The organism is Lysinibacillus sp. CD3-6 (assembly GCF_006351725.2).
Taxonomy (GTDB): domain Bacteria; phylum Bacillota; class Bacilli; order Bacillales_A; family Planococcaceae; genus Lysinibacillus.
This window is the reverse complement of sequence record NZ_CP085880.1, coordinates 1,239,096-1,259,007: the sequence shown is the minus strand read 5'-3', so window position 1 is coordinate 1,259,007 and position 19,912 is coordinate 1,239,096. Positions and strand designations below refer to the sequence as shown.

Genomic DNA, 19,912 nt, shown 5'->3' with positions numbered 1-19,912 from the left:
GAAAAAATACCTTCTTAGATGAAAATTCTTTTTATCAGGACGAAGGTTATAATACAATTATTACCACAATCACTGTCATCTTAATACAATTATTTTAACTTTCTTTACAAATAAACATATAGTTTATTTCTAAGCTAGTAATCAGTCACTTTTTTACAAAATTCTACATATAAAATTCTATAATGACGTTTACTAACTAATTAATTAAACGCTCACTTCATTCTATTTATCTAGTAATGAAGACAAAAAAATCGTTCTCACTCTAAAAGAGTGAGAACGATTTAGCTTATAGAGAACGTCCATCATTCATTTTTACTGCGTACGGACGCTTTCCGCGTAAGCCACAACCTTCTCTTATCGGTAGTAAATTACGTCTTACGTGCGTGCGTTCCCTGAGAAGTTGCCGCCCTCAGAATCATTCTAACGTTTGTTAGAAGAAAGAACGATGTCTATTATTTTTCATCTTCAAGAAGAAGCATTAACTCTTCATCCATTTCTTCATCATCATGTGCTGCAATTGTATACGATTGTGCTGCAATGCCATAAGAAGAGCGAATTTTATTTGCAATTTCTTCTAAAACTGCAGGGTTTTCTTTTAAATATTGTTTTGCATTTTCTCGACCTTGGCCAAGACGTTCATCACCGTAAGCGTACCAAGAGCCACTTTTTTGAACGATGTCTAATTCAACACCTAAGTCGACAGTTTCGCCTTCTTTTGAGATACCTTCACCGTACATAATATCTACTTCTGCTGTACGGAATGGTGGGGCTACTTTGTTTTTTACAATTTTAATTTTTGTACGGTTACCCATAATGTCATTACCTTGTTTTATCGCTTCTGCACGACGAACTTCTAAACGGACAGAGCTGTAGAATTTCAGCGCACGACCACCAGGTGTTGTTTCTGGATTACCGAACATAACACCAATTTTTTCACGAATTTGGTTAATGAAAATAGCGATTGTTTTTGATTTATTGATAGCACCTGAAAGCTTACGTAATGCTTGAGACATTAAACGAGCTTGTAAACCAACGTGAGAGTCACCCATGTCACCTTCAATTTCAGCTTTTGGTACTAATGCTGCAACAGAGTCAATAACGATAATATCAATAGCACCACTACGTACTAAAGCTTCTGCAATTTCAAGCGCTTGCTCACCAGTATCTGGTTGTGATAATAAAAGCTCATCAATATTAACGCCTAATTTTTGAGCATAAATCGGATCTAATGCATGCTCAGCATCTATAAATGCTGCTTGTCCACCTTTAGCTTGTACTTCCGCAATAGCATGTAGCGCAACTGTTGTTTTACCTGATGATTCTGGACCATATACTTCAATAATACGTCCACGTGGATATCCACCAACACCCAATGCTGCATCAAGCGCTAGCGAACCACTAGAAGAAGTAGCAATTTCTAAATCTGTTTTTTCGCCTAGCTTCATGATAGAGCCTTTACCGAAATTCTTCTCAATTTGTTTTAACGCCTGTTCTAAGGCTGCTTTACGATCACTCATTTATTTTCCTCCTTCGAAAAACTGTTCACTGTTATTGTCTATCTCTACTATACTTGTTTTTTTGAGAACACGCAAGAAAAAAGCGAACATTTATTCGATTTTAATCAAAAATAAAAATTTGGATAAGTTTTTCCTACCCAAATTCCCATTTTCAACTATAAACAATTATGCTAATCATAATTGCGCTACATGTTTTCAATCATACATACTGCTCAGTAATAGTTGCATCTTAGTCCTGAACTACATGCATTTTTTATATCATTCTTGCTGCGGCTAATTAAAAGCGTTTTATATAACCTCGTTCTTCTAATTGCTGCATTAAATAATGGAATGTAAATTTAACTGCACGTAAACGATTTGTATTGCGCATACCTGATAAATGCAGTAAATATGTTATTGGCTCTTCATCACCTATAGCAATCCCAATCCAGACAGTTCCAACTGGCTGATGGTCATGTGCTGTAGGACCAGCCGCTCCTGTTAACCCAATACCAATATTCGTGCCGAATCTTTCCCGCACGGCGCTAGCCATTGCCGCAGCACATTCACTGCTTACAATACCATAAGTATCTAATAGTTGTTGGTCGATACCTAGCTGCTTTACTTTAGCATCTTCTGTATAGGTAACTACGCCTCCGATAAGTGAATTGCCAACACCTGGAATCTCAGCTAGCTCTGATTGAAATAAGCCTGCTGTTAAGCTTTCGGCTGCAGAAATCGTTAAATTATTATCTTGCAACATTTCTACCGTTTTTGAGGCAAGTGAATCATCATTAATGCCATATTGGAAGTCTCCTACAATAGCACGAATCTCCGACACTTTACCAGCAATCAGCTGTTGAGCTTCCTGTTCTGATTGCGCCTTAGCTGTGACACGTAAAGTTACTTCTCCATCAGCAGCGAGTGGAGCAACTGTCGGATTTGTTTGTGAATCTAATATATCCTGCACACGCACTTCTAGCTCGGCTTCTCCAATGCCATAAAAGCGCATTACATGAGACACGATGACTCCGCCATCATTTAACATTGTACCAAGCTTTGGCTTTGCTTCGAATTGGAACATTGGCTCCAGTTCTTTTGGCGGCCCAGGAAGTAAAATGTAGGTACGTTTATCCTTTGTCAATATCATCCCTGGAGCCATACCATGATGATTAGCTAGCACCTCGCTACCTGCTAATACTAGCGCCTGCTTACGATTATTTTCTGTCATTGCGATGCCTCGTTTAGCAAAAAATTGCTCAATGTATGACAATGCAACTTGATCGATAACAAGATCTAGCCCAAGATGACGAGCAATGGTCTCCTTCGTTAAATCATCCTTTGTAGGACCTAAACCACCTGAAAAAATGATAAGATCAGCGCGCGATTCCGCTATAGTGATTGCTTCCTCTAAACGTTTTGAATTATCCCCAACAACCGTATGATAATAGACATTGATGCCTAATTCAGAAAGCTGATTAGAAATAAATTTCGCATTTGTATTTGAAATTTGTCCAAGTAATAACTCTGAGCCAACTGCAAGGATTTCAGCATTCATGATTCACAAGACCTTTCTTATTTAGACTCAAGTAATACACGTCGATTTAGATAGAAGTAATCCCATCCAGACCAAAGTGTAAAGAACAATGCAATATATAGCATTATTGTATCAAATGGGATACCGAAAATCACAAAAATTGTATTGTGTAAAAGAGCAGCTGCAATAGCTACAATTTGTGCCCATGTTTTAATCTTACCAAGCTGATTCGCCGCTACGACTTCTCCGCCACCTGCAAGAATTAAACGTAAACCTGTTACCGCAAATTCACGGCTAATAATAACAATAATCACCCAAGCTGGTGCCATACCAAGCTCTACCATTAAAATAAACGCTGCAGAGACAAGTAATTTATCCGCTAAAGGATCTAAAAATTTACCAAATGTCGTTACAAGATTATACTTTCTCGCATAGTAACCATCTACCCAATCCGTCGTTGATGCAATGATAAAAATAAGAGCTCCTACAAAATGATGGACTGGCATTTCTGCACTAAATAAGTTCATTGTTCCCCAGCCGAAATCAAACATCATAACAATTACAAAGAACGGAATAAGTAAGATACGTGAAATGGTAATTTTATTTGGAATGTTCATTTTTCTAACACCTTTCATGATGAAAGAAAGTAGTCATCGATAGGATGACTACTGTTCTTTATTGAAATTGACGACAATATTTTGCGTTACGATTTGCTGTGCGTACGTTAAAAGTTCGTCATTAATATAAACCTTAGCTTGAGTTGAATTGCCTAAACGAATACGCGCATAGTTTTGTGCTGTTGCATCAAACTCAACAACTTCACCTGCGTTATAAACACGCGTATCTGCTAGTAATTCTTGTTGTTGTTGGTCGCGAATACCAATAAAAGTAGGACCTGATACTTCAATGCGAATTTTAAATGTATCAGCACCTGTTAACGTATAAGATGTTGTAGCACCATCTGATTCGATTGTTCCTGCTGAAACCGTTTGCTTAACTTCTTCTTCAGTTTTATCAGTTTTATCTTCATCTGATGTTTCATCTGTTTGATCTTTCGTCGCATCTGCTTGTGCCTTTTTATCTTCTTCGGCTTTATCTTTTTCACTATCAATTGGTTTTGGTTTTTTATCGTACTCCACTACTGGTGTTGTATCATCATATTCATTTGTTCCTGTTTTACTTTTTGATTGTAAAAGAACCCAAATTGCAACAATGATTACGATAATAAATAAACCGACAATGACTTTGGGCATAGCCTCCATCATTTTATTTGAAGGGCTTTTTGAAACTTTTCTTCTAGTTGAAGTTTGAGTCATCGATTGGCTTACTTGGTCGTTCTTTGTGCCTGGTAGTTCGCTTTTATACGTCTCTAAAATTTCCTCTGGATTTAACCCAACAGCTTCAGCATATTGTTTAATAAATGCTCGTACATAAAACGAGCCTGGCATAATGGAATAATTGCCTTCTTCAATACCTACTAAATAACGTTTTTGAATTTTTGTTATTTCTTGTAAATCGTCTAAGCTGTAGCCTTTAGACAGTCTCGCCTCTTTCAGTCGAGTACCTAATTCTGCCACTCATAACACCTACTTTAATATCAAATTAAAAATTAAATCCTCCAAATGAATCGGATTCGGACATCATATGATTTTTTTCCATTATTTCATAAGTAATTTCTTCATCTGGGTGATGACGTAGTTCAATGATATAATCAAAATCCTCAATCTTATATTCAGAATGCTGAACAAACATATCAGGATGCTCTACTACTTTAATAGATGGCATATTCATCATTTCACGTACTAGTTGCAAATGTCGCTCATCCTCGGAACGCCTTGTAACAATACCGTCCAAAATAAAAATATTATTGTCACTGAATTCATCGCCTGCGAGTTTATTACGAATAGTTTGCTTAATCATTGTAGACGATAAGAAAATCCATTTTTTATTGGCACAAACACTTGCCGCAACAATAGATTCTGTTTTACCAACCCGAGGCATCCCACGTATTCCAATGAGCTTATGACCTTCCTTTTTAAAGAGTTCTGCCATAAAGTCCACTAAAATCCCTAGTTCATCTCGTACAAAGCGGAAAGTATTTTTTTCGTCTGCATCTCGTGGAATATAATGACCATGCCTGATAGCTAAACGATCACGGAGTTTTGGTTGTCGAAATTTAGTAACGTGGATATGTTCCATTGTCGAAACAATTGTACGAAAACGCTCAATTGCTTCATCATTGTCTGTATGCACTAACATACCACGTCGATCTTCATCGACACCATTTATTGATATAATATTGACTCGAAGCATCCCTAAAAGTGAAGCAATATCTCCTAATAATCCAGGGCGATTCACCTGAATTTCATATTCAAAGTACCAATCGCTCAAACACACTCGTTCCCTTCCTATTAGTTAACGTAAAAAATCTTTTATAAGTTCCATCATAGCTGATTTTTTATGTAATGGAAAGTTAGAATACATGGAATTATAGCGTTATTTTTAAATTCTTACTAATTTTTTTTGGTAGTATTGGAAATAGACTTACATACGTTCCCTTTTCCGTACTAATATCGATTTTTAATAGAAAAAAGAGGAGATTAGCTCTCCTCTTTTTTTATTGCACATGTTTATTTTGCACAAGTTTTACGACACAATTCGCCAATGCATGTTTTTCATCATCAGAGGCAACGCCCCATAAATCCGACAGCACTCGCTCTTGTTCATTTTTAGGATCGACATTAGTCGCCAAATACTCACCGATTTGGACAGCAGCCTGTTGAATCATTTTCTTCGGCATACCGCTTGATTCAGCTTGCATTACGTTTTGTCCTAAAAAAGATGTCCATTTTTGCCAGTTTTCTAAAATGGTCATATGTTTCCTCCTCCTTTACACATGTAGTATGTGCAAAAAGAAATATTATATGTACCAGCCACCATTTAATCGGATGATTTGTCCTGTCACATAGTCTGCTTTACCTGATAGATAAAACCGAACCATCTCCGCTACATCCTTTGTTTGACCGACAAATCCTAAAGGAATCTCGTCTAAAATATATTGCATTTCCTCTTCACTTAAATGGCTATTCATTGAAGTATTAATAAAGCCTGGCGCAATAGCATTTACACGAATGCGAGACAATGCAGCCTCTTTAGCATAGGACTTCACAAACGCATGCTGTGCGCCTTTTACCGTTGCATATAGTGCTTCACCTGCAGAACCTGCCTCGCCCCAAATAGAGCCGATAAAAAGTACATAGCTCACATCATGGGTACGTAGTTTCGGAGATAATAAAGCCGTTAAATGCATTGGATTTTGCACATGAACACGCCATAATGCATCCATATCTTCTACAGTTGTGTCTTCCAGCAAGGAATAATGCGCTTGACCATTAGCAAAAACTATTGCCTGTACGCTAAATATTTGTGCAGCTAACGCTTGCGCCGCTCTTATACTTGTAAAATCACCTTGTACAAGCATAAATTCCTGAGTAGGAAAATGGCTTATAAGGGAATCACATAATGTTTGAGCCATTTGCTCATTGTTTGAATAATGCACATAGAGAGACCAGCCGTCCTCTGCCAAGCTGTGGCAAATAGCACGACCGATCTCACCTGATGCACCTAATATAAGGGCAAACTTTTTCACTAGGCGCCCTTCTCTGTTGGTAAAACTTTAAATACAGTTTGTTGAGACTCACCTTGAATAGACGCAAACGCTTTCGTTAAGTCTTCAATTGTTAGCTCTTCTAAAACAGGTACTACATCAAATAAATTCATTTCATTAAACGAATAACGCGTAAATTGGTTCGCAATAAATTCAATTGAATTTAATGCACGTAAGAAGAAGCCTATTTTTTTACGCTTAATGCGTTCTAAGTCTTCACTTGCAAATTGTGCGTTTTTTTCGTATTTTTCTAATTCGGCTTTAATCGCTTTCTCCAATACATCTGGTTCTGTAGAATCTGAACCAATTAACGCAAAGCCAAAACCTTTTTCTAAAGTAAAATCAAATGCATACGATTCATCAATCAAGCCTTCTTCATATACATGCTCATAAAAATTAGAAGTTCGCCCAAAAATAAGCTCTAAAGCAATTTGAACTGATAGCTCATGTTTTAACATTTCACGACCAGATAAATTCGTTTCTCTCGCCTTCAAACCGATATACACCTTTGGTTTTTGAACATCCATGTGTAATGTACGGTCTTTAATGGCAACATCTGTTGGCTCTTCATCAAAGAAGCGTTGTATAGGTGTTGGCTCTGGAAACTCCTTTTTACCTTGGTTCTCGCGAATGAACGCCATCATCTCTTCTGGATCAACAGCACCAATTGCAAATAACAACATATTAGACGGATGATAAAACGTATTGTAGCACGTGTATAAATGATCAGCCGTAATGCCGTCAATAGATTCGATTGTGCCCGCAATATCAATTTTTACAGGGTGATGATGATACATATTTTCAATCGTACCAAAGTATAGACGCCAATCAGGTTGGTCATCATACATTGTAATTTCCTGACCAATAATCCCTTTTTCCTTATTTACAGTAGCTTCAGTAAAGTAAGGTTCTTGGACAAAATTTAATAACGTTTCGGTGCTTTTATAGATATTATCTGTTGATGAAAATAAATATGCAGTTCGAGTGAAGGAAGTAAATGCATTGGCTGATGCACCGTATTCACTAAATTTTTGGAATACATCTCCGTCTTCCTTTTCAAACATTTTATGCTCTAAAAAGTGTGCAATTCCATCTGGCACAGTAACGCTATCCGTTTCACCAAGTGGGACAAATGTACGGTCGACTGAGCCGTACTTCGTTGTGAACGTGACAAATGTTTTTGAAAATCCTTTTTTCGGCAGAATATAAACATCTAGTCCGTTTTCTAATTTTTCATAGTAAAGTGTTTCATCTAATTGTTTGAATTCAATTGTTTTCATTGTGCAGCTTGCTCCTTTCCTGATAAGAAATAGACCGCTTCTAACTGCACTTGCTTCGCCATTTCGATTACATCTTCTTTCGTGACAGCACGCCATTTAGTTGCCCATGCTTCAACAGAGAACTCCTCAGGCAAATCTTTATATTGGTCAAAAATTTCAATTTGACCACGCGCTGAATCAAGGGATTCTTTTAACTGGTTCGTTAACATCGCCTTTGTTTGTTCTAATTCTAAATCTGTAATTTCCCCTGCTTGCATCACAGCAAGTTGCTCTTTAATTAGATTGAGTGCCTTTTCTTCATTTTTCGCCTCAATACCTGACACAACGAATAATAAGCCGTAATGTGATGCATAGGAGCTAGAAGCATAGTACGCAAGACTTTCTTTTTCTCGAACATTCATAAATAACTTGGCATGCGGATAGCCACCGAAAATACCGTTAAAAATCTGCATTTTCGCAAAATCTGCATCACCAAATCGAACTGGAGTACTAAATCCTATATGCAGCTTACCTTGTTTCATTTCTTGCTGTTCACGAACATAATCATTTTGTGGGTGTTGTTGTGGCGATACAGCTGGGATTTCCTCAGGAATACGGTCCTTAAAAGGCAGCGCCTCTTTTAATTTTGCAACAAGTTCATCCTCATTGATGTCACCTGCAACATAAATATCAATTTTGTCCGTCGTTAGCATTGATTCGTAGGCTGCCAACAGCGAGGACGGTGTGATATGATGAATGTCTTCTACTGTACCGTTTGCTGAAATAGAAGCTGGCTCATTTGGGCGTAATATTTCTTGCAGACGCATTTGTGCATAACGAGATTTGTCGTCAAAAATGGATTCAATACGTTGGATAACCATTTTCTTTTCACGTTCTACGATTGATTCTTTAAATACACCATTTTCTAAATTCGGCTCAAATATTGCCGCATGCATGACACCGAGCACGTCATTTAAGACACTTGTATTAGCCAAATATTGATCATTTACGGTTTCCATATTCATCAATACCGTATGCTCGTTACCGCGCTTCGATGTATCAAAATACAATACTGTCCCGTATAGGTCATCTAAAAAACTACGAAATGCGGCAGTTGTTGTATATTTTGCATTGCTGTGTTGCAATACATTTGTTAACACCGTACGCTCAGACGCACATTTGGCCGTTAATGCTCTTCTCCATTTAATTGAGAAATTTACTGTTTTAAATTGGGTCGTTTGTCGGATATGCAAATTGACACCTTTTGCAAAAGGTATTGTTTTAAACATATGAAACCCTCCTATCTTTCTTAATATAACAATGTACTACAAATACTATACATGTCTATTGTCTATAATTGCAAAAAGAATCCAAAGTATGTATTAGGAAAGTGAAAATAAGCTTGTCAATTGTTATTTGTATAAGGCAAAAGACTGGGCTTGATTGCCCAGTCTTTTGTTTACTCGCTTCATTTCTTTCGACTTTGTCTAGTAATTCGACGAATAAACATGCTGTCTTAGACTTATCGTTTGCCTTTAATATATGGTTGACCACTTGCTTTTGGTGCATTTGCTTTACCAATAAATCCTGCTAACGCAAAAATCGTTAACACGTAAGGTAATATTTGTAAATACACTGCTGGGATTTCTTGCACATATGGAATTTGGTTCCCTGCAATACTTAATGTTTGCGCTAAACCAAAGAACAATGCTGCCCCAAGTGCACCGATTGGATGCCATTTACCAAAGATCATTGCTGCAAGTGACATAAACCCTTGACCAGCAATTGTTGCGTGAGAAAAATCATGTGTAATTGTTTGCGCATAAACCGCACCACCAAGACCACCAAGTGCGCCTGAAATAACTACGGCAATATAACGCATTTTATTTACTTTAACACCCATTGTATCTGCAGCCATTGGATGTTCCCCTACTGCACGTAAGCGTAGTCCAAATGGTGTTTTATAAATAACAAACCAAGCACCTATTGCCACAGCAAAGGCTAAAATCGATGTGCTATAGACATCATGGAATAATAAACGTCCAAAGAACGGAATATCCTCTAAATATGGAATGCCAAATCGACGGATCGGTTGGTCAATCATATCTGTTTGACCTTTATCATAAATCAATTTTACTAAGAATACAGTAACAGCTAAACCAAGTAAGTTGATTGCTACCCCTGATACCGTTTGATCGGCACGGAAAGAGATAGATGCCACCGCATGTAGCAAGGAGAAGATTCCACCTACAATAACAGCTGCCAGCATAGCTACCCATACTGTTGCAGAACCTAATTGTGCTGCAAACTCTAAATTGACAAAAATACCAACAAATGCGCCGACAATCATTAAACCTTCTAGCCCGATGTTAACAACACCTGAACGCTCAGAGAATACACCACCAATAGCAGTGAAAATTAATGGTGTCGCATAAAGGATTGCAGAAGGGATGATGAAATATAACATTTCTAAAAAGCTCATGTTATTGTCCCTCCTTTTTCTTACTTAACTTTTGTAATCCAACCCGAATGACGTAACCTGATGCTACAAAGAAGATAATTAAGGCAATAATGATAGACACAATTTCCTCTGGAATTCCTGCAGCATTCGGCATGTTAAGAGCACCGTATTTTAATGAGCCAAATAAAGAAGCCCCAAATACTACGCCAAGTGGTGTATTGGCACCAAGTAAGGCAACGGCAATACCGTCAAAACCAATACCTGTAAAGCCAGCTTTAATAGATGCATTTTGGAATGTACCAAGCGCCTCCATCGCACCACCAAGACCTGCAAACATGCCTGAAATTGTCATAGCTAAAATGACATTTTTATTGACACTCATACCAGCATAATCTGCTGCATTTTGGTTAAAGCCTACTGCTTTAAGCTCATAACCACGTGTTGTTTTTTCTAAAATGAACCACATTACAACTACCATAAGAAGTGCAACTAGGATCCCATAGTGAAGACTTGAGTTGTCTGTAAGCTCTCTTAAAAACGGAGAACGTAATGAAGCGGATTCAAGAACACGTTCTGTTTTAAAGCTTCCATCTGACAATTTTTTAATTACAGCGTTTGCAATATAAAGCGCTGTATAGTTTAACATAATTGTCGCAATTACTTCATGAACTTTAAATTTCGCTTTTAAGAAACCTGCAATAAAGGCCCAAAATGCACCCGCCGCCGCTGCTGCTAGCAACGCTAATGGTAAGTGAATAATTTTTGGTAAATCAAAAGCATAGCCTACCCATGCTGCTGCAAGCCAACCTAAAATTAATTGACCTTCAACACCGATATTGAATAACCCTGTACGGAAGGCAAATGCTACCGCAAGACCTGCCAAGATATATGGTGTGATTTGACGGATCGTGTTCCCTATGGAATATGAATCTCCAAAAATACCTGTCCAAAGTGCACTATATCCTAATATAGGATCATAGCCGCTGACTACCATTACGATAGCACCTACAATTAAACCGATAATAATAGAGATGATAGGAACGAGTATATTAATGACACGATTTGACATTAGTCGTTCCCCTCCTTCGCTATATTTGTGCTATTTTTTTTACTTTGTCCCGCCATTAATAGACCAAGCTCTTGCTCTGTTGTTTCTTTTGGATTTAATTCATCCACAATTTGACCATCATAAATAACAGCGATACGGTCGGAAACATTCATTACTTCATCTAATTCAAATGAAATTAATAATACGGCTTTTCCTTTATCACGTTGCTCAATTAGTCGAGAGTGAATAAATTCAATTGCCCCTACGTCAAGTCCACGCGTCGGTAGTGCAGCAATTAATAAGTCAGGATCTCGGTCAATTTCACGACCAATAATCGCTTTTTGCTGGTTACCACCTGATAGCGCCCGTGCAGGCGTCATTTCGCCATTACCTGTACGCACATCGTATTCTTTAATAATTTGATTCGCTTTTTCTGAAACTTTTTTATAATCCATAACAATGCCTTTTGCAATTGGCGATTGGTAATATGTTTGAAGTACAATATTATGACCAATTGGGAAGTCTAATACTAAACCATGCTTATGACGGTCTTGTGGGATATGTCCAACACCCTGTTCAGTAATTTTACGTGGTTTCATGTTTGTTACATCTTTGCCGTTAAACTTCACGAGACCGCTTTTCACTTTACGCAAGCCTGTAATAGCCTCGATTAACTCCGATTGACCATTGCCATCGATACCAGCGATACCAACAATTTCACCTTTACGTACATTGAGGTTAAGACCTTTTACTTTATCGATATTACGATAGTCAGTTACGACTAAATTCTCAATTGTCAGTACTTCATCAGTTGGATTCGCATCGATTTTTTCTGTTTTAAACTCAACTTGACGTCCAACCATTAACTCAGCTAAGTGATTAGGGTTTGTCTCTTCTGTAACAACCGTCCCAATGCCTTCACCTTTACGAATAATTGTTACGCGGTCAGAAACATCCATAATTTCTTTAAGCTTATGCGTAATTAATATAATCGATTTACCTTCAGCGATTAGTCGACGCATTATTTGAATTAGCTCTGTAATTTCTTGTGGTGTTAAAGAAGCAGTTGGTTCATCGAAAATTAATATTTCTGCACCACGATATAGTGTTTTTAAAATCTCCACACGTTGCTGCATACCAACTGTAATATCTTCGATTTTAGCATTTGGATCTACATCTAAACCATATTTCTCAGAAAGCGCTTGCACCTTTTTAGCTGCGTCTTTAATATTGACTACGCCCATCTTAGTAGGCTCTGAACCTAAAATAATGTTTTCTGTTACTGTAAAGTTTTCCACCAACATAAAGTGTTGATGCACCATGCCAATCCCTAAATCATTGGCAACATTCGGGTTTGTAATTTTAACAGCTTTCCCACGAACACGAATTTCTCCACCTTCTGGCTGATACAGACCAAAAAGGACGTTCATTAAAGTCGATTTACCCGCACCATTTTCTCCTAATAGCGCATGGATTTCGCCTTTTTTTAGTTGGAGGGTGATATTATTATTTGCTACGAAATCACCAAACTCTTTGCGGATTCCAAGCATTTCAATCACGTATTCCAATATTGTCACTCCCTTATAGGCAATTTTCTCTAAAACAATTGTACTCTAGTGTATTTCTACCTGCCTCTATTGCAATACAGCCTAAGGTTTAGCATAGTTCAAAAGCGTTGCAATTTCTTAAAATAAAAAAACACCTGTATTGAACCCCACCTAAAGGTAAGGCATTTTCTAACAGAAATATAAATTAATACAGGAAAGGTCATCGTTAGAAACCTTTCTTCTATTAACTTGGTACCATCATTATCTTAAGCTTACGATAATATAATAATCTTATTTTAAAAATACTATAAAAATAAAATATATCCAACAGAGTATTACAAATAGTCTAAATATAACGATAGATTGAAAAATCATCATAAGGGCAGTTGTAAAGCCCTTATGATGATTCAGAGATGAATTATTTTTCCACTTTTTCTGGAACTACGATTTCACCGCTAGCAATTTTTTCTTTATATTCGTCAATAACAGCTTGTACGTCTGCTGGAATTGCACCACGAGAGTCAGCAAGTTTAACGCCGTCTTCAGCTAGACCGTAAACAACTGTTGTACCACCTGGGAATTCACCATTTTTCGCTTTATTAGAAATATCTACTACTGCTTCGTTAACACCTTTTAACATAGAAGTTAAAGTAATGTTTGTTTTATCATCTACTTTACCTTCATCGTATTGGTCAGCGTCTACACCGATTACCCAAACATTGGCATTAGGATCTTTAGCTTTACGTTCTTTAGCTTCAGAGAATACACCGTTACCAGTTGCACCAGCAGCGTGGAAGATAATATCTACGCCTGAAGAGTACATGCTGTTTGCAGCGATTTTACCAAGATCCGCTTTGTCAAATGCACCTGTATAGTTGCGTTGAATTTCGATATCAGGGTTAACAGCTTTAGCACCTTCAACGAAACCAGCTTCAAAACGATTGATTACTGGAATATCTACGCCACCTACGAAACCGATTTTACCTGATTTAGACATTTTAGCAGCAGCTACACCCGCTAAGAATGCGCCTTCTTGCTCTTTGAAAAGAACAGATACAACGTTTTCGTCTTTTACTTCAGCATCGATTAATGCAAAATGATTGTCTGGGTTTTCTGTTGCTACTGCTTCAATTGCATCAGCCATCATGAAACCAATACCGAATACTAAGTTAAAGTCACGACGAATTAAGTTGTTTAAGTTTGTTTCATAGTCAGCGTCAGAAGCTGATTGTAAGTAGTCGAATCCATCACCTTTTTTCAGGTTGTGCTCTTTACCATAAGCTTGAACACCTTCCCAAGCAGATTGGTTAAATGATTTGTCATCAACGCCACCTACGTCAGTAACCATACCTACTGAGAAAGTTTCCTCAGTGTTTTTGTCTCCTGATGCCGCATTGTCTTTTGCAGGTTTTTCTTCGTCTTTCGCACCACATGCACCTAAAATTGCACTTGCAGCTAAAACTGAAGATAATACTAAACCAAATTTACGTTTTTTCATTTTGTTAACCCCCCGAGGTATTGTAATTAGCAGGAAAATAATTTAGAAATGTTCTACACCCGTTTACGTACTACATGGAAGCTGAATTTATCAGCTCGGAAATAATTTTTTGAATACAGCACTACTTGATCATTATCATCATAATGGAGCTGTTTCAATACTAAAAGAGCAGTTTCACGACCACAATTTAATATCGGTGATGCTTGTTCATGATACCCAACTGGATCAATATAAGTTACAGCATAGGCAACATGAATTTTACCCGATTGTTCAAGTGCAGAGAAAAGTGAAACTTCTTTTTTGTCAACAAAGTCAGTAGGCAGGAAGCTGGCTGGTAATTTGTCTATACAATAAACTACTGGCTCACCATCCGCAGTTCTGACACGTTCAATCGTGAGTATTTTATCCTCGCCATCACATTGGAAGCGTTTTAAATCTTCATCAGAAGGGATATTCTCCGTTGCCTTTAAAAAACGAGACCCTGGTTCCATACCTGCTGTTTCGATCATAGAAGAAATACTGGATAAATGCTCGATGCCTGAAGTAAACAACGGCTTAGGATTTACAAAAGTACCAACCCCATGTCGACGCACAATCACATTTTCCTCTTCCAACAGTCGAAGCGCTTCCCTAAGTGTTGCTCGACTTACCCCTAGTGATTTCGATAATTCAAACTCTGAAGGAAGTTTTTCATTTTCTTTAAAAACGCCCGTCTCAATGTCAGACTTTAAACGATCAATTACTTGAAGATAGAGATGACGATGATCTGCTTTTATAGTCACATAAATCACCACCAAAATCAGAGATCAGACATCTGATGTACAACATTCCTACTAATCGTTCATAAATATAACATTTTTGCAGAATGAAATAAACTATTTTAAGCAAAATCAATTATAGAAATCATTTTTTCCTTCTTTTTGTTGCAAACATTTGGACATAAATACTGAAAAAAATGATTATTTTTCCTTTTTCAGGAATTAGTTATCGTACTGATGGATAAGTACTTGGCGAGGCTTACTGCCCTCTGGAGGCCCGACAATACCGCGTTGTTCCATCTGATCGACTATGCGAGCAGCGCGAGAATAGCCAATACGGAAGCGACGCTGTAGCATGGACACCGAAGCTGTCTGCATATTGACAACTAATTGGACTGCCTCGTCAAATAATTCATCTGTTTCTTCTAAAATTGTTTCTTCTTCACTCGGAATCATCTCTTCTTGATACTGCGCTTTTTGTTGTTCTATAACAAAATCAACAACTGCTTCAACTTCCTGATCAGATAAAAATGCCCCTTGTACTCGTTTAGGTTTAGAAGCACCCGCAGGTAAAAATAACATATCGCCACGGCCAAGCAAACGTTCTGCCCCACCCATATCTAAAATTGTTCTCGAATCAATCGCTGATGACACAGCAAATGCTATTCGTGAAGGAATGTTTGCCTTAATAACCCCCGTTAAAACATCGACGCTTGGTCTTTGAGTCGCTAAAATTAAATGAATACCTGCTGCACGAGCCATCTGCGCTAAACGTGTAATGGAATCCTCGACGTCATTTGAGGCTACCATCATTAAATCTGCTAACTCATCGACGATCACAACAATATACGGCAACTTCGGATGCTTTTCTTCTGTTTGCTCATTTACTTTTTGGACATGGCCATTATAGCCTTCAATATTTCGAGTACCCGTATGTGAAAATAAATCATAGCGTCGTTCCATTTCCGATACTACTTTTTTAAGTGCTTGTGACGCTTTTCGAGCATCAGTTACAACTGGCGCTAACAAATGTGGAATCCCGTTATAAACATTCAATTCCACCATTTTAGGGTCAATCATCATCAGTTTCACTTCATGTGGCTTTGTTCGCATTAGTATGGATACCACAATGCCATTTATACACACACTTTTCCCACTGCCCGTTGAACCCGCTACAAGTAAGTGCGGCATTTTATTAAGCTCTGCTAACACGGCTTGTCCAGTAATATCACGGCCAAGCGCTACTTGTAACAATGCATCTGGTTTCGCTCCATCCTTTGATTCCAGCACTTCTCGCAATGTCACAATTGCTACCTCACTATTTGGTACTTCAATACCTATTGCCGATTTACCAGGAATAGGTGCCTCCATACGAATATCCTTCGCTGCAAGTGCTAAAGCTAGGTCGTCCTGAAGGTTAACTATTTTACTTACTTTTACGCCGATATCTGGCAATATTTCATATTTCGTAACTGCAGGTCCTAAATGGACTTGCGTAACTTTTGCCTTCACTCCGAAACTTTGCAATGTTTGCTCTAACTTTTTCGCATTTGCCTGAATTACGGAATATTCACCACTCTGGTCATGCTGAGGAGGCATTTGTAAAAGATTAAATGAGGGAAGCTGATAATCTGCATTTTCTACAGCATCTGCACTGCCAATATGGACGTCATCCATGCTTTCTCCCTCTTCCACTTCCACGTGCTCAGCTATTGGCATCGTCTCTTCTCGTTCATGTGATACATTTTGTGTAAAGGCTGAGATGATGGGCTCATGAGAAATTTCTTCTTCTTCATGTACATCATGGGCATGGTCAACAGCCGCAACTTCGTCGGCCGTACTTTCTGCTCTTGAACGGCGACGTTTTGGTTTCTTTGGCGTATTTTTTTTCTTTTCTTTATGTTTTTTTTGCCATTTCCCAAAAAGTACAGGCATTTTTTCAGCTAAATATGGAACGAGTGCCTTGCCCGTCACTAAAATTAAGCCGATAAAGAAAATAACCCAAGCAACTACTTTCGCACCTGTCGCTTCAAATAATACATGGAGGCCACTAAATAGCAAGGCGCCTACCATTCCGCCACCAAGGGCATCACTGCGATGAATCACACCCTCTGAATTAATTAATATTCGCCACGACTCTCTCAAAACCGACTCAGATAATAAGCCACCTGATTTGGATAATTGCTCAAATAAAATCCCATGACTAAAAATAGTTAAGCTCATGACAATTAACAGCATCCCTAAAATTAGTCGATCCTTCATGCTTACTTTTTTCTGCCCAATCATTAGTAGCAATGCAACAAATATCAGCATAAATGGCACTGCAAAATGTAAATTCCCTAAAAGGAACATGGCAATTGTTTGTAAAATACGTCCAATCATGCCATATTCAAAAATCATAATGACCGCAATTGCGATTAAGATGAGCCCTAAAATTTCGTACATGAGTGGATGCATTTCTTTTTTGTCAGATGTTGGTTTTGATTTTGTTGTTTTTCTTCTTTTACTACTTGCCATCTTTTTCACCTTCTTTTGCAATCCATTCTATATATGTAGCGAATAATATCATGTAGAACCCGATTATTTCAAAAAAAGGATTTTCCACCGTTTTTATCGGCTAGAAAATCCTTTCTCCTTCGCTACTTTTCCATACCTTGCTCTAAAAACAACTTTCACCAGTGGGCAAGACCTTTTTCAAAGGTTACTTGCATAGGTAATGTCGTATTTTCATATTAGACATTCAGCAAACCTTTTGAAAATTCAATCGGCAATGCTACGTAAATGTCACGTTATTAGCAACGTGCGTAAAGATAGTCATTTAAAATTTTAATATTCCATAATGATTGGGATAATCATTGGGCGGCGCTTCGTTTTTTGGAATAAATAAGTATTCAATGTATCTCGAATTTCTTGCTTAATGTTTGTCCATTCAAATGTATCTTTTCCAACGTATTTTTCAATGACGTTTTTCGCAATTTCCGATGCTTCCACCATCAGTTGCTCTGATTCACGTACATAGACAAAACCTCGCGATAAGATTTCGGGACCTGATGCGATTTTCTTTTGTGCGCGGTTTAATGTAACAACAACAATGAATATACCATCTTGTGATAGTAATTTACGATCACGTAACACAATGTTTCCAACATCGCCTACACCAATACCGTCAATTAATACATTGCCAGCTTGTACACGACCACTCATGCGCATTTTACCATTTTTATATTCTACAATATCACCTTTATCGGCGATGAAAATTTGTGATTTTTGCATCCCTAATTGTTGAGCTAGCTTAGAGTGTGCAATAAGCATACGATATTCACCTTGAACAGGGATAAAGTACTTTGGCTGCATTAAATTCAGCATTAGCTTTAAATCTTCTTGGCTGCCGTGCCCAGAAACATGGACATTTTTGCTTGATGTTAAAATTTCAGCTCCTGCTTTTGCAATGGAGTTCATTGTGTTAGCCATTTGTACTTCCATGCCTGGAGACGGAGTAAACGTAATGAGTACTGTATCATTTTGTTTAATCTTAATATCTCGGTGATGCTTGCGAACGATTTTTTCAAGCGCATCTAGCGGTTCGCCTCTATTACCTGTTGCGATAATAATAATTTCTTCTTCTTGATATTTTTGTATCTCAGAGATAGGAATAATAGTATCTTCTTCAACCGTTAAATAACCTAACTGTACACCTAAATCAACAGCTTTTTCTAAAGGTTTTCCTACAATCGCCACTTTACGGAATGATTTTTGAGCTTGCGTTAATACTTGTTGAATACGAATGAAGTTCGATGCGTATACAGCTACTAAAATACGACCTGGTGCTGAATGGAAAGTTTTTGATAGTTGTTCCTCAATCACAATTTCAGATGTCGTATAGCCTGGTCGCTCTGCTTCACAAGACTCAGAAAGTAAAATAAATACGCCTTCTTCACCTAACTGCGCCATTTTTGCTAAATCTGGCTTGAACTTACCTGTCGCAGATTGGTCGAATTTAAACTCTCCTGTATGAACAATCGCCCCTTCAGAAGTATGGAACACAACCCCTAATGAATCGGGAATACTATGTGTTGTATGGAAGAATGTTACATACGTAGAATTAAAATTCATACGGCTTCGGTTTGTTACTTCAAAGAACTTCACCTGATGTGGTGCAGGTAGTTCCTTTAAATGTTCTTTTGCTAGTGCAATCGTTAATTTTGATCCGTACACTGGCGCTTTCACTTTTTGTAAAATATAAGCAATCGAGCCAATAGCATCCTCGTGACCATGTGTTAAGAAAATCCCTTTCACACGCTCTTTGTTTTCTTCTAAATACGTAATATCAGGAATTACGATGTCAATGCCCAGCATCTCGTCTTCTGGGAACATTAAACCGCTATCTACTACAAATAGCTCTTCGTCAATTTCTACTACGCACATTGCTTTTCCGATTTCGCCCACGCCACCTAGTGGAATGATGCGAATAAGTTCATTTTTCTTTTTCGTCAATTTGTTTCCTCCTAAAAAATATCCCGAACAGCAACCACTTATTTTCATTATACGGTTTGCAAAGCTTTTGCACAAATTAAAAATGTAGGTTTTACTTAGAAACGTAGTGCCAGTCACTCAAACAATTCTGAATTCTGACAATTTATC

Annotated in this window: 16 protein-coding genes; all 16 read right to left on the bottom strand. The window is 37.8% G+C overall.

Features of this window, described 5'->3' with window-relative positions; translation table 11 throughout:
- Positions 1 to 452 precede the first annotated feature (452 nt).
- Entirely contained in the window at positions 453 to 1,517 is a 1,065-nt protein-coding gene (recA, locus tag FH508_RS05870) for a recombinase RecA (protein WP_173477690.1), read from the bottom strand.
- Between the two features lie 277 nt (positions 1,518 to 1,794).
- The gene (locus tag FH508_RS05865; RefSeq protein WP_173477691.1) at positions 1,795 to 3,054 is read right to left on the bottom strand and encodes a competence/damage-inducible protein A; all 1,260 of its coding nucleotides are present in this window, start codon (positions 3,052 to 3,054) and stop codon (positions 1,795 to 1,797) included.
- Positions 3,055 to 3,071: 17 nt separating this feature from the next.
- Positions 3,072 to 3,650 carry a CDP-diacylglycerol--glycerol-3-phosphate 3-phosphatidyltransferase gene (gene pgsA / locus FH508_RS05860; RefSeq protein WP_173477692.1) on the bottom strand — a complete coding sequence of 193 codons (579 nt, stop codon included), beginning with the start codon at positions 3,648 to 3,650 and terminating at the stop codon, positions 3,072 to 3,074.
- A gap of 48 nt (positions 3,651 to 3,698) precedes the next feature.
- Positions 3,699 to 4,610: a helix-turn-helix domain-containing protein gene (locus FH508_RS05855; RefSeq protein ID WP_173477693.1), complete on the bottom strand. Its 912-nt coding sequence runs from the start codon at positions 4,608 to 4,610 to the stop codon at positions 3,699 to 3,701.
- Positions 4,611 to 4,635: 25 nt separating this feature from the next.
- Positions 4,636 to 5,424 (bottom strand): DUF3388 domain-containing protein, encoded by a 789-nt coding sequence (locus FH508_RS05850; protein WP_173477694.1) that lies wholly within the window; start codon positions 5,422 to 5,424, stop codon positions 4,636 to 4,638.
- A gap of 226 nt (positions 5,425 to 5,650) precedes the next feature.
- On the bottom strand, positions 5,651 to 5,908 hold the full coding sequence (locus tag FH508_RS05845) for a DUF3243 domain-containing protein (RefSeq protein WP_173477695.1): 258 nt from the start codon (positions 5,906 to 5,908) through the stop codon (positions 5,651 to 5,653).
- Positions 5,909 to 5,953: 45 nt separating this feature from the next.
- Complete coding sequence (gene ymfI / locus FH508_RS05840) at positions 5,954 to 6,682, bottom strand: elongation factor P 5-aminopentanone reductase (protein WP_173477696.1); 729 nt, start codon at positions 6,680 to 6,682, stop codon at positions 5,954 to 5,956.
- A complete protein-coding gene (yfmH, locus tag FH508_RS05835; protein ID WP_173477697.1) occupies positions 6,682 to 7,980 on the bottom strand; it encodes an EF-P 5-aminopentanol modification-associated protein YfmH in 1,299 nt (432 codons plus the stop codon). The genes ymfI and yfmH overlap by 1 nt, the downstream gene beginning before the upstream one ends.
- A complete protein-coding gene (gene yfmF, locus FH508_RS05830) occupies positions 7,977 to 9,248 on the bottom strand; it encodes an EF-P 5-aminopentanol modification-associated protein YfmF (RefSeq protein ID WP_173477698.1) in 1,272 nt (423 codons plus the stop codon). Before yfmF ends, yfmH begins: the two co-directional genes overlap by 4 nt.
- Before the next feature lie 233 nt (positions 9,249 to 9,481).
- A complete protein-coding gene (locus FH508_RS05825; protein WP_173477699.1) occupies positions 9,482 to 10,441 on the bottom strand; it encodes an ABC transporter permease in 960 nt (319 codons plus the stop codon).
- A gap of 1 nt (position 10,442) precedes the next feature.
- A complete protein-coding gene (locus tag FH508_RS05820; protein WP_173477700.1) occupies positions 10,443 to 11,489 on the bottom strand; it encodes an ABC transporter permease in 1,047 nt (348 codons plus the stop codon).
- Positions 11,489 to 13,036, bottom strand: a complete 1,548-nt coding sequence (locus FH508_RS05815) for an ABC transporter ATP-binding protein (protein WP_173477701.1) — start codon at positions 13,034 to 13,036, stop codon at positions 11,489 to 11,491. The genes FH508_RS05820 and FH508_RS05815 overlap by 1 nt, the downstream gene beginning before the upstream one ends.
- Positions 13,037 to 13,433: 397 nt before the next feature.
- Entirely contained in the window at positions 13,434 to 14,513 is a 1,080-nt protein-coding gene (locus tag FH508_RS05810; RefSeq protein WP_173477702.1) for a BMP family lipoprotein, read from the bottom strand.
- Between the two features lie 53 nt (positions 14,514 to 14,566).
- The gene (locus tag FH508_RS05805; protein WP_139860220.1) at positions 14,567 to 15,295 is read right to left on the bottom strand and encodes a GntR family transcriptional regulator; all 729 of its coding nucleotides are present in this window, start codon (positions 15,293 to 15,295) and stop codon (positions 14,567 to 14,569) included.
- 198 nt (positions 15,296 to 15,493) lie between these two features.
- On the bottom strand, positions 15,494 to 17,788 hold the full coding sequence (locus tag FH508_RS05800; RefSeq protein WP_173477703.1) for an FtsK/SpoIIIE family DNA translocase: 2,295 nt from the start codon (positions 17,786 to 17,788) through the stop codon (positions 15,494 to 15,496).
- Positions 17,789 to 18,097: 309 nt separating this feature from the next.
- Entirely contained in the window at positions 18,098 to 19,765 is a 1,668-nt protein-coding gene (locus tag FH508_RS05795; protein ID WP_173477704.1) for a ribonuclease J, read from the bottom strand.
- Positions 19,766 to 19,912 lie beyond the last annotated feature (147 nt).

Coding starts and splice junctions, on each gene's coding strand:
- FH508_RS05845 (WP_173477695.1), bottom strand. CDS start 5,908: ATGACCATTTTAGAAAACTGGCAAAAATGGACATCTTTTTTAGGACAA.
- recA (WP_173477690.1), bottom strand. CDS start 1,517: ATGAGTGATCGTAAAGCAGCCTTAGAACAGGCGTTAAAACAAATTGAG.
- yfmF (WP_173477698.1), bottom strand. CDS start 9,248: ATGTTTAAAACAATACCTTTTGCAAAAGGTGTCAATTTGCATATCCGA.
- yfmH (WP_173477697.1), bottom strand. CDS start 7,980: ATGAAAACAATTGAATTCAAACAATTAGATGAAACACTTTACTATGAA.
- pgsA (WP_173477692.1), bottom strand. CDS start 3,650: ATGAACATTCCAAATAAAATTACCATTTCACGTATCTTACTTATTCCG.
- FH508_RS05825 (WP_173477699.1), bottom strand. CDS start 10,441: ATGAGCTTTTTAGAAATGTTATATTTCATCATCCCTTCTGCAATCCTT.
- FH508_RS05865 (WP_173477691.1), bottom strand. CDS start 3,054: ATGAATGCTGAAATCCTTGCAGTTGGCTCAGAGTTATTACTTGGACAA.
- FH508_RS05820 (WP_173477700.1), bottom strand. CDS start 11,489: ATGTCAAATCGTGTCATTAATATACTCGTTCCTATCATCTCTATTATT.
- FH508_RS05800 (WP_173477703.1), bottom strand. CDS start 17,788: ATGGCAAGTAGTAAAAGAAGAAAAACAACAAAATCAAAACCAACATCT.
- FH508_RS05810 (WP_173477702.1), bottom strand. CDS start 14,513: ATGAAAAAACGTAAATTTGGTTTAGTATTATCTTCAGTTTTAGCTGCA.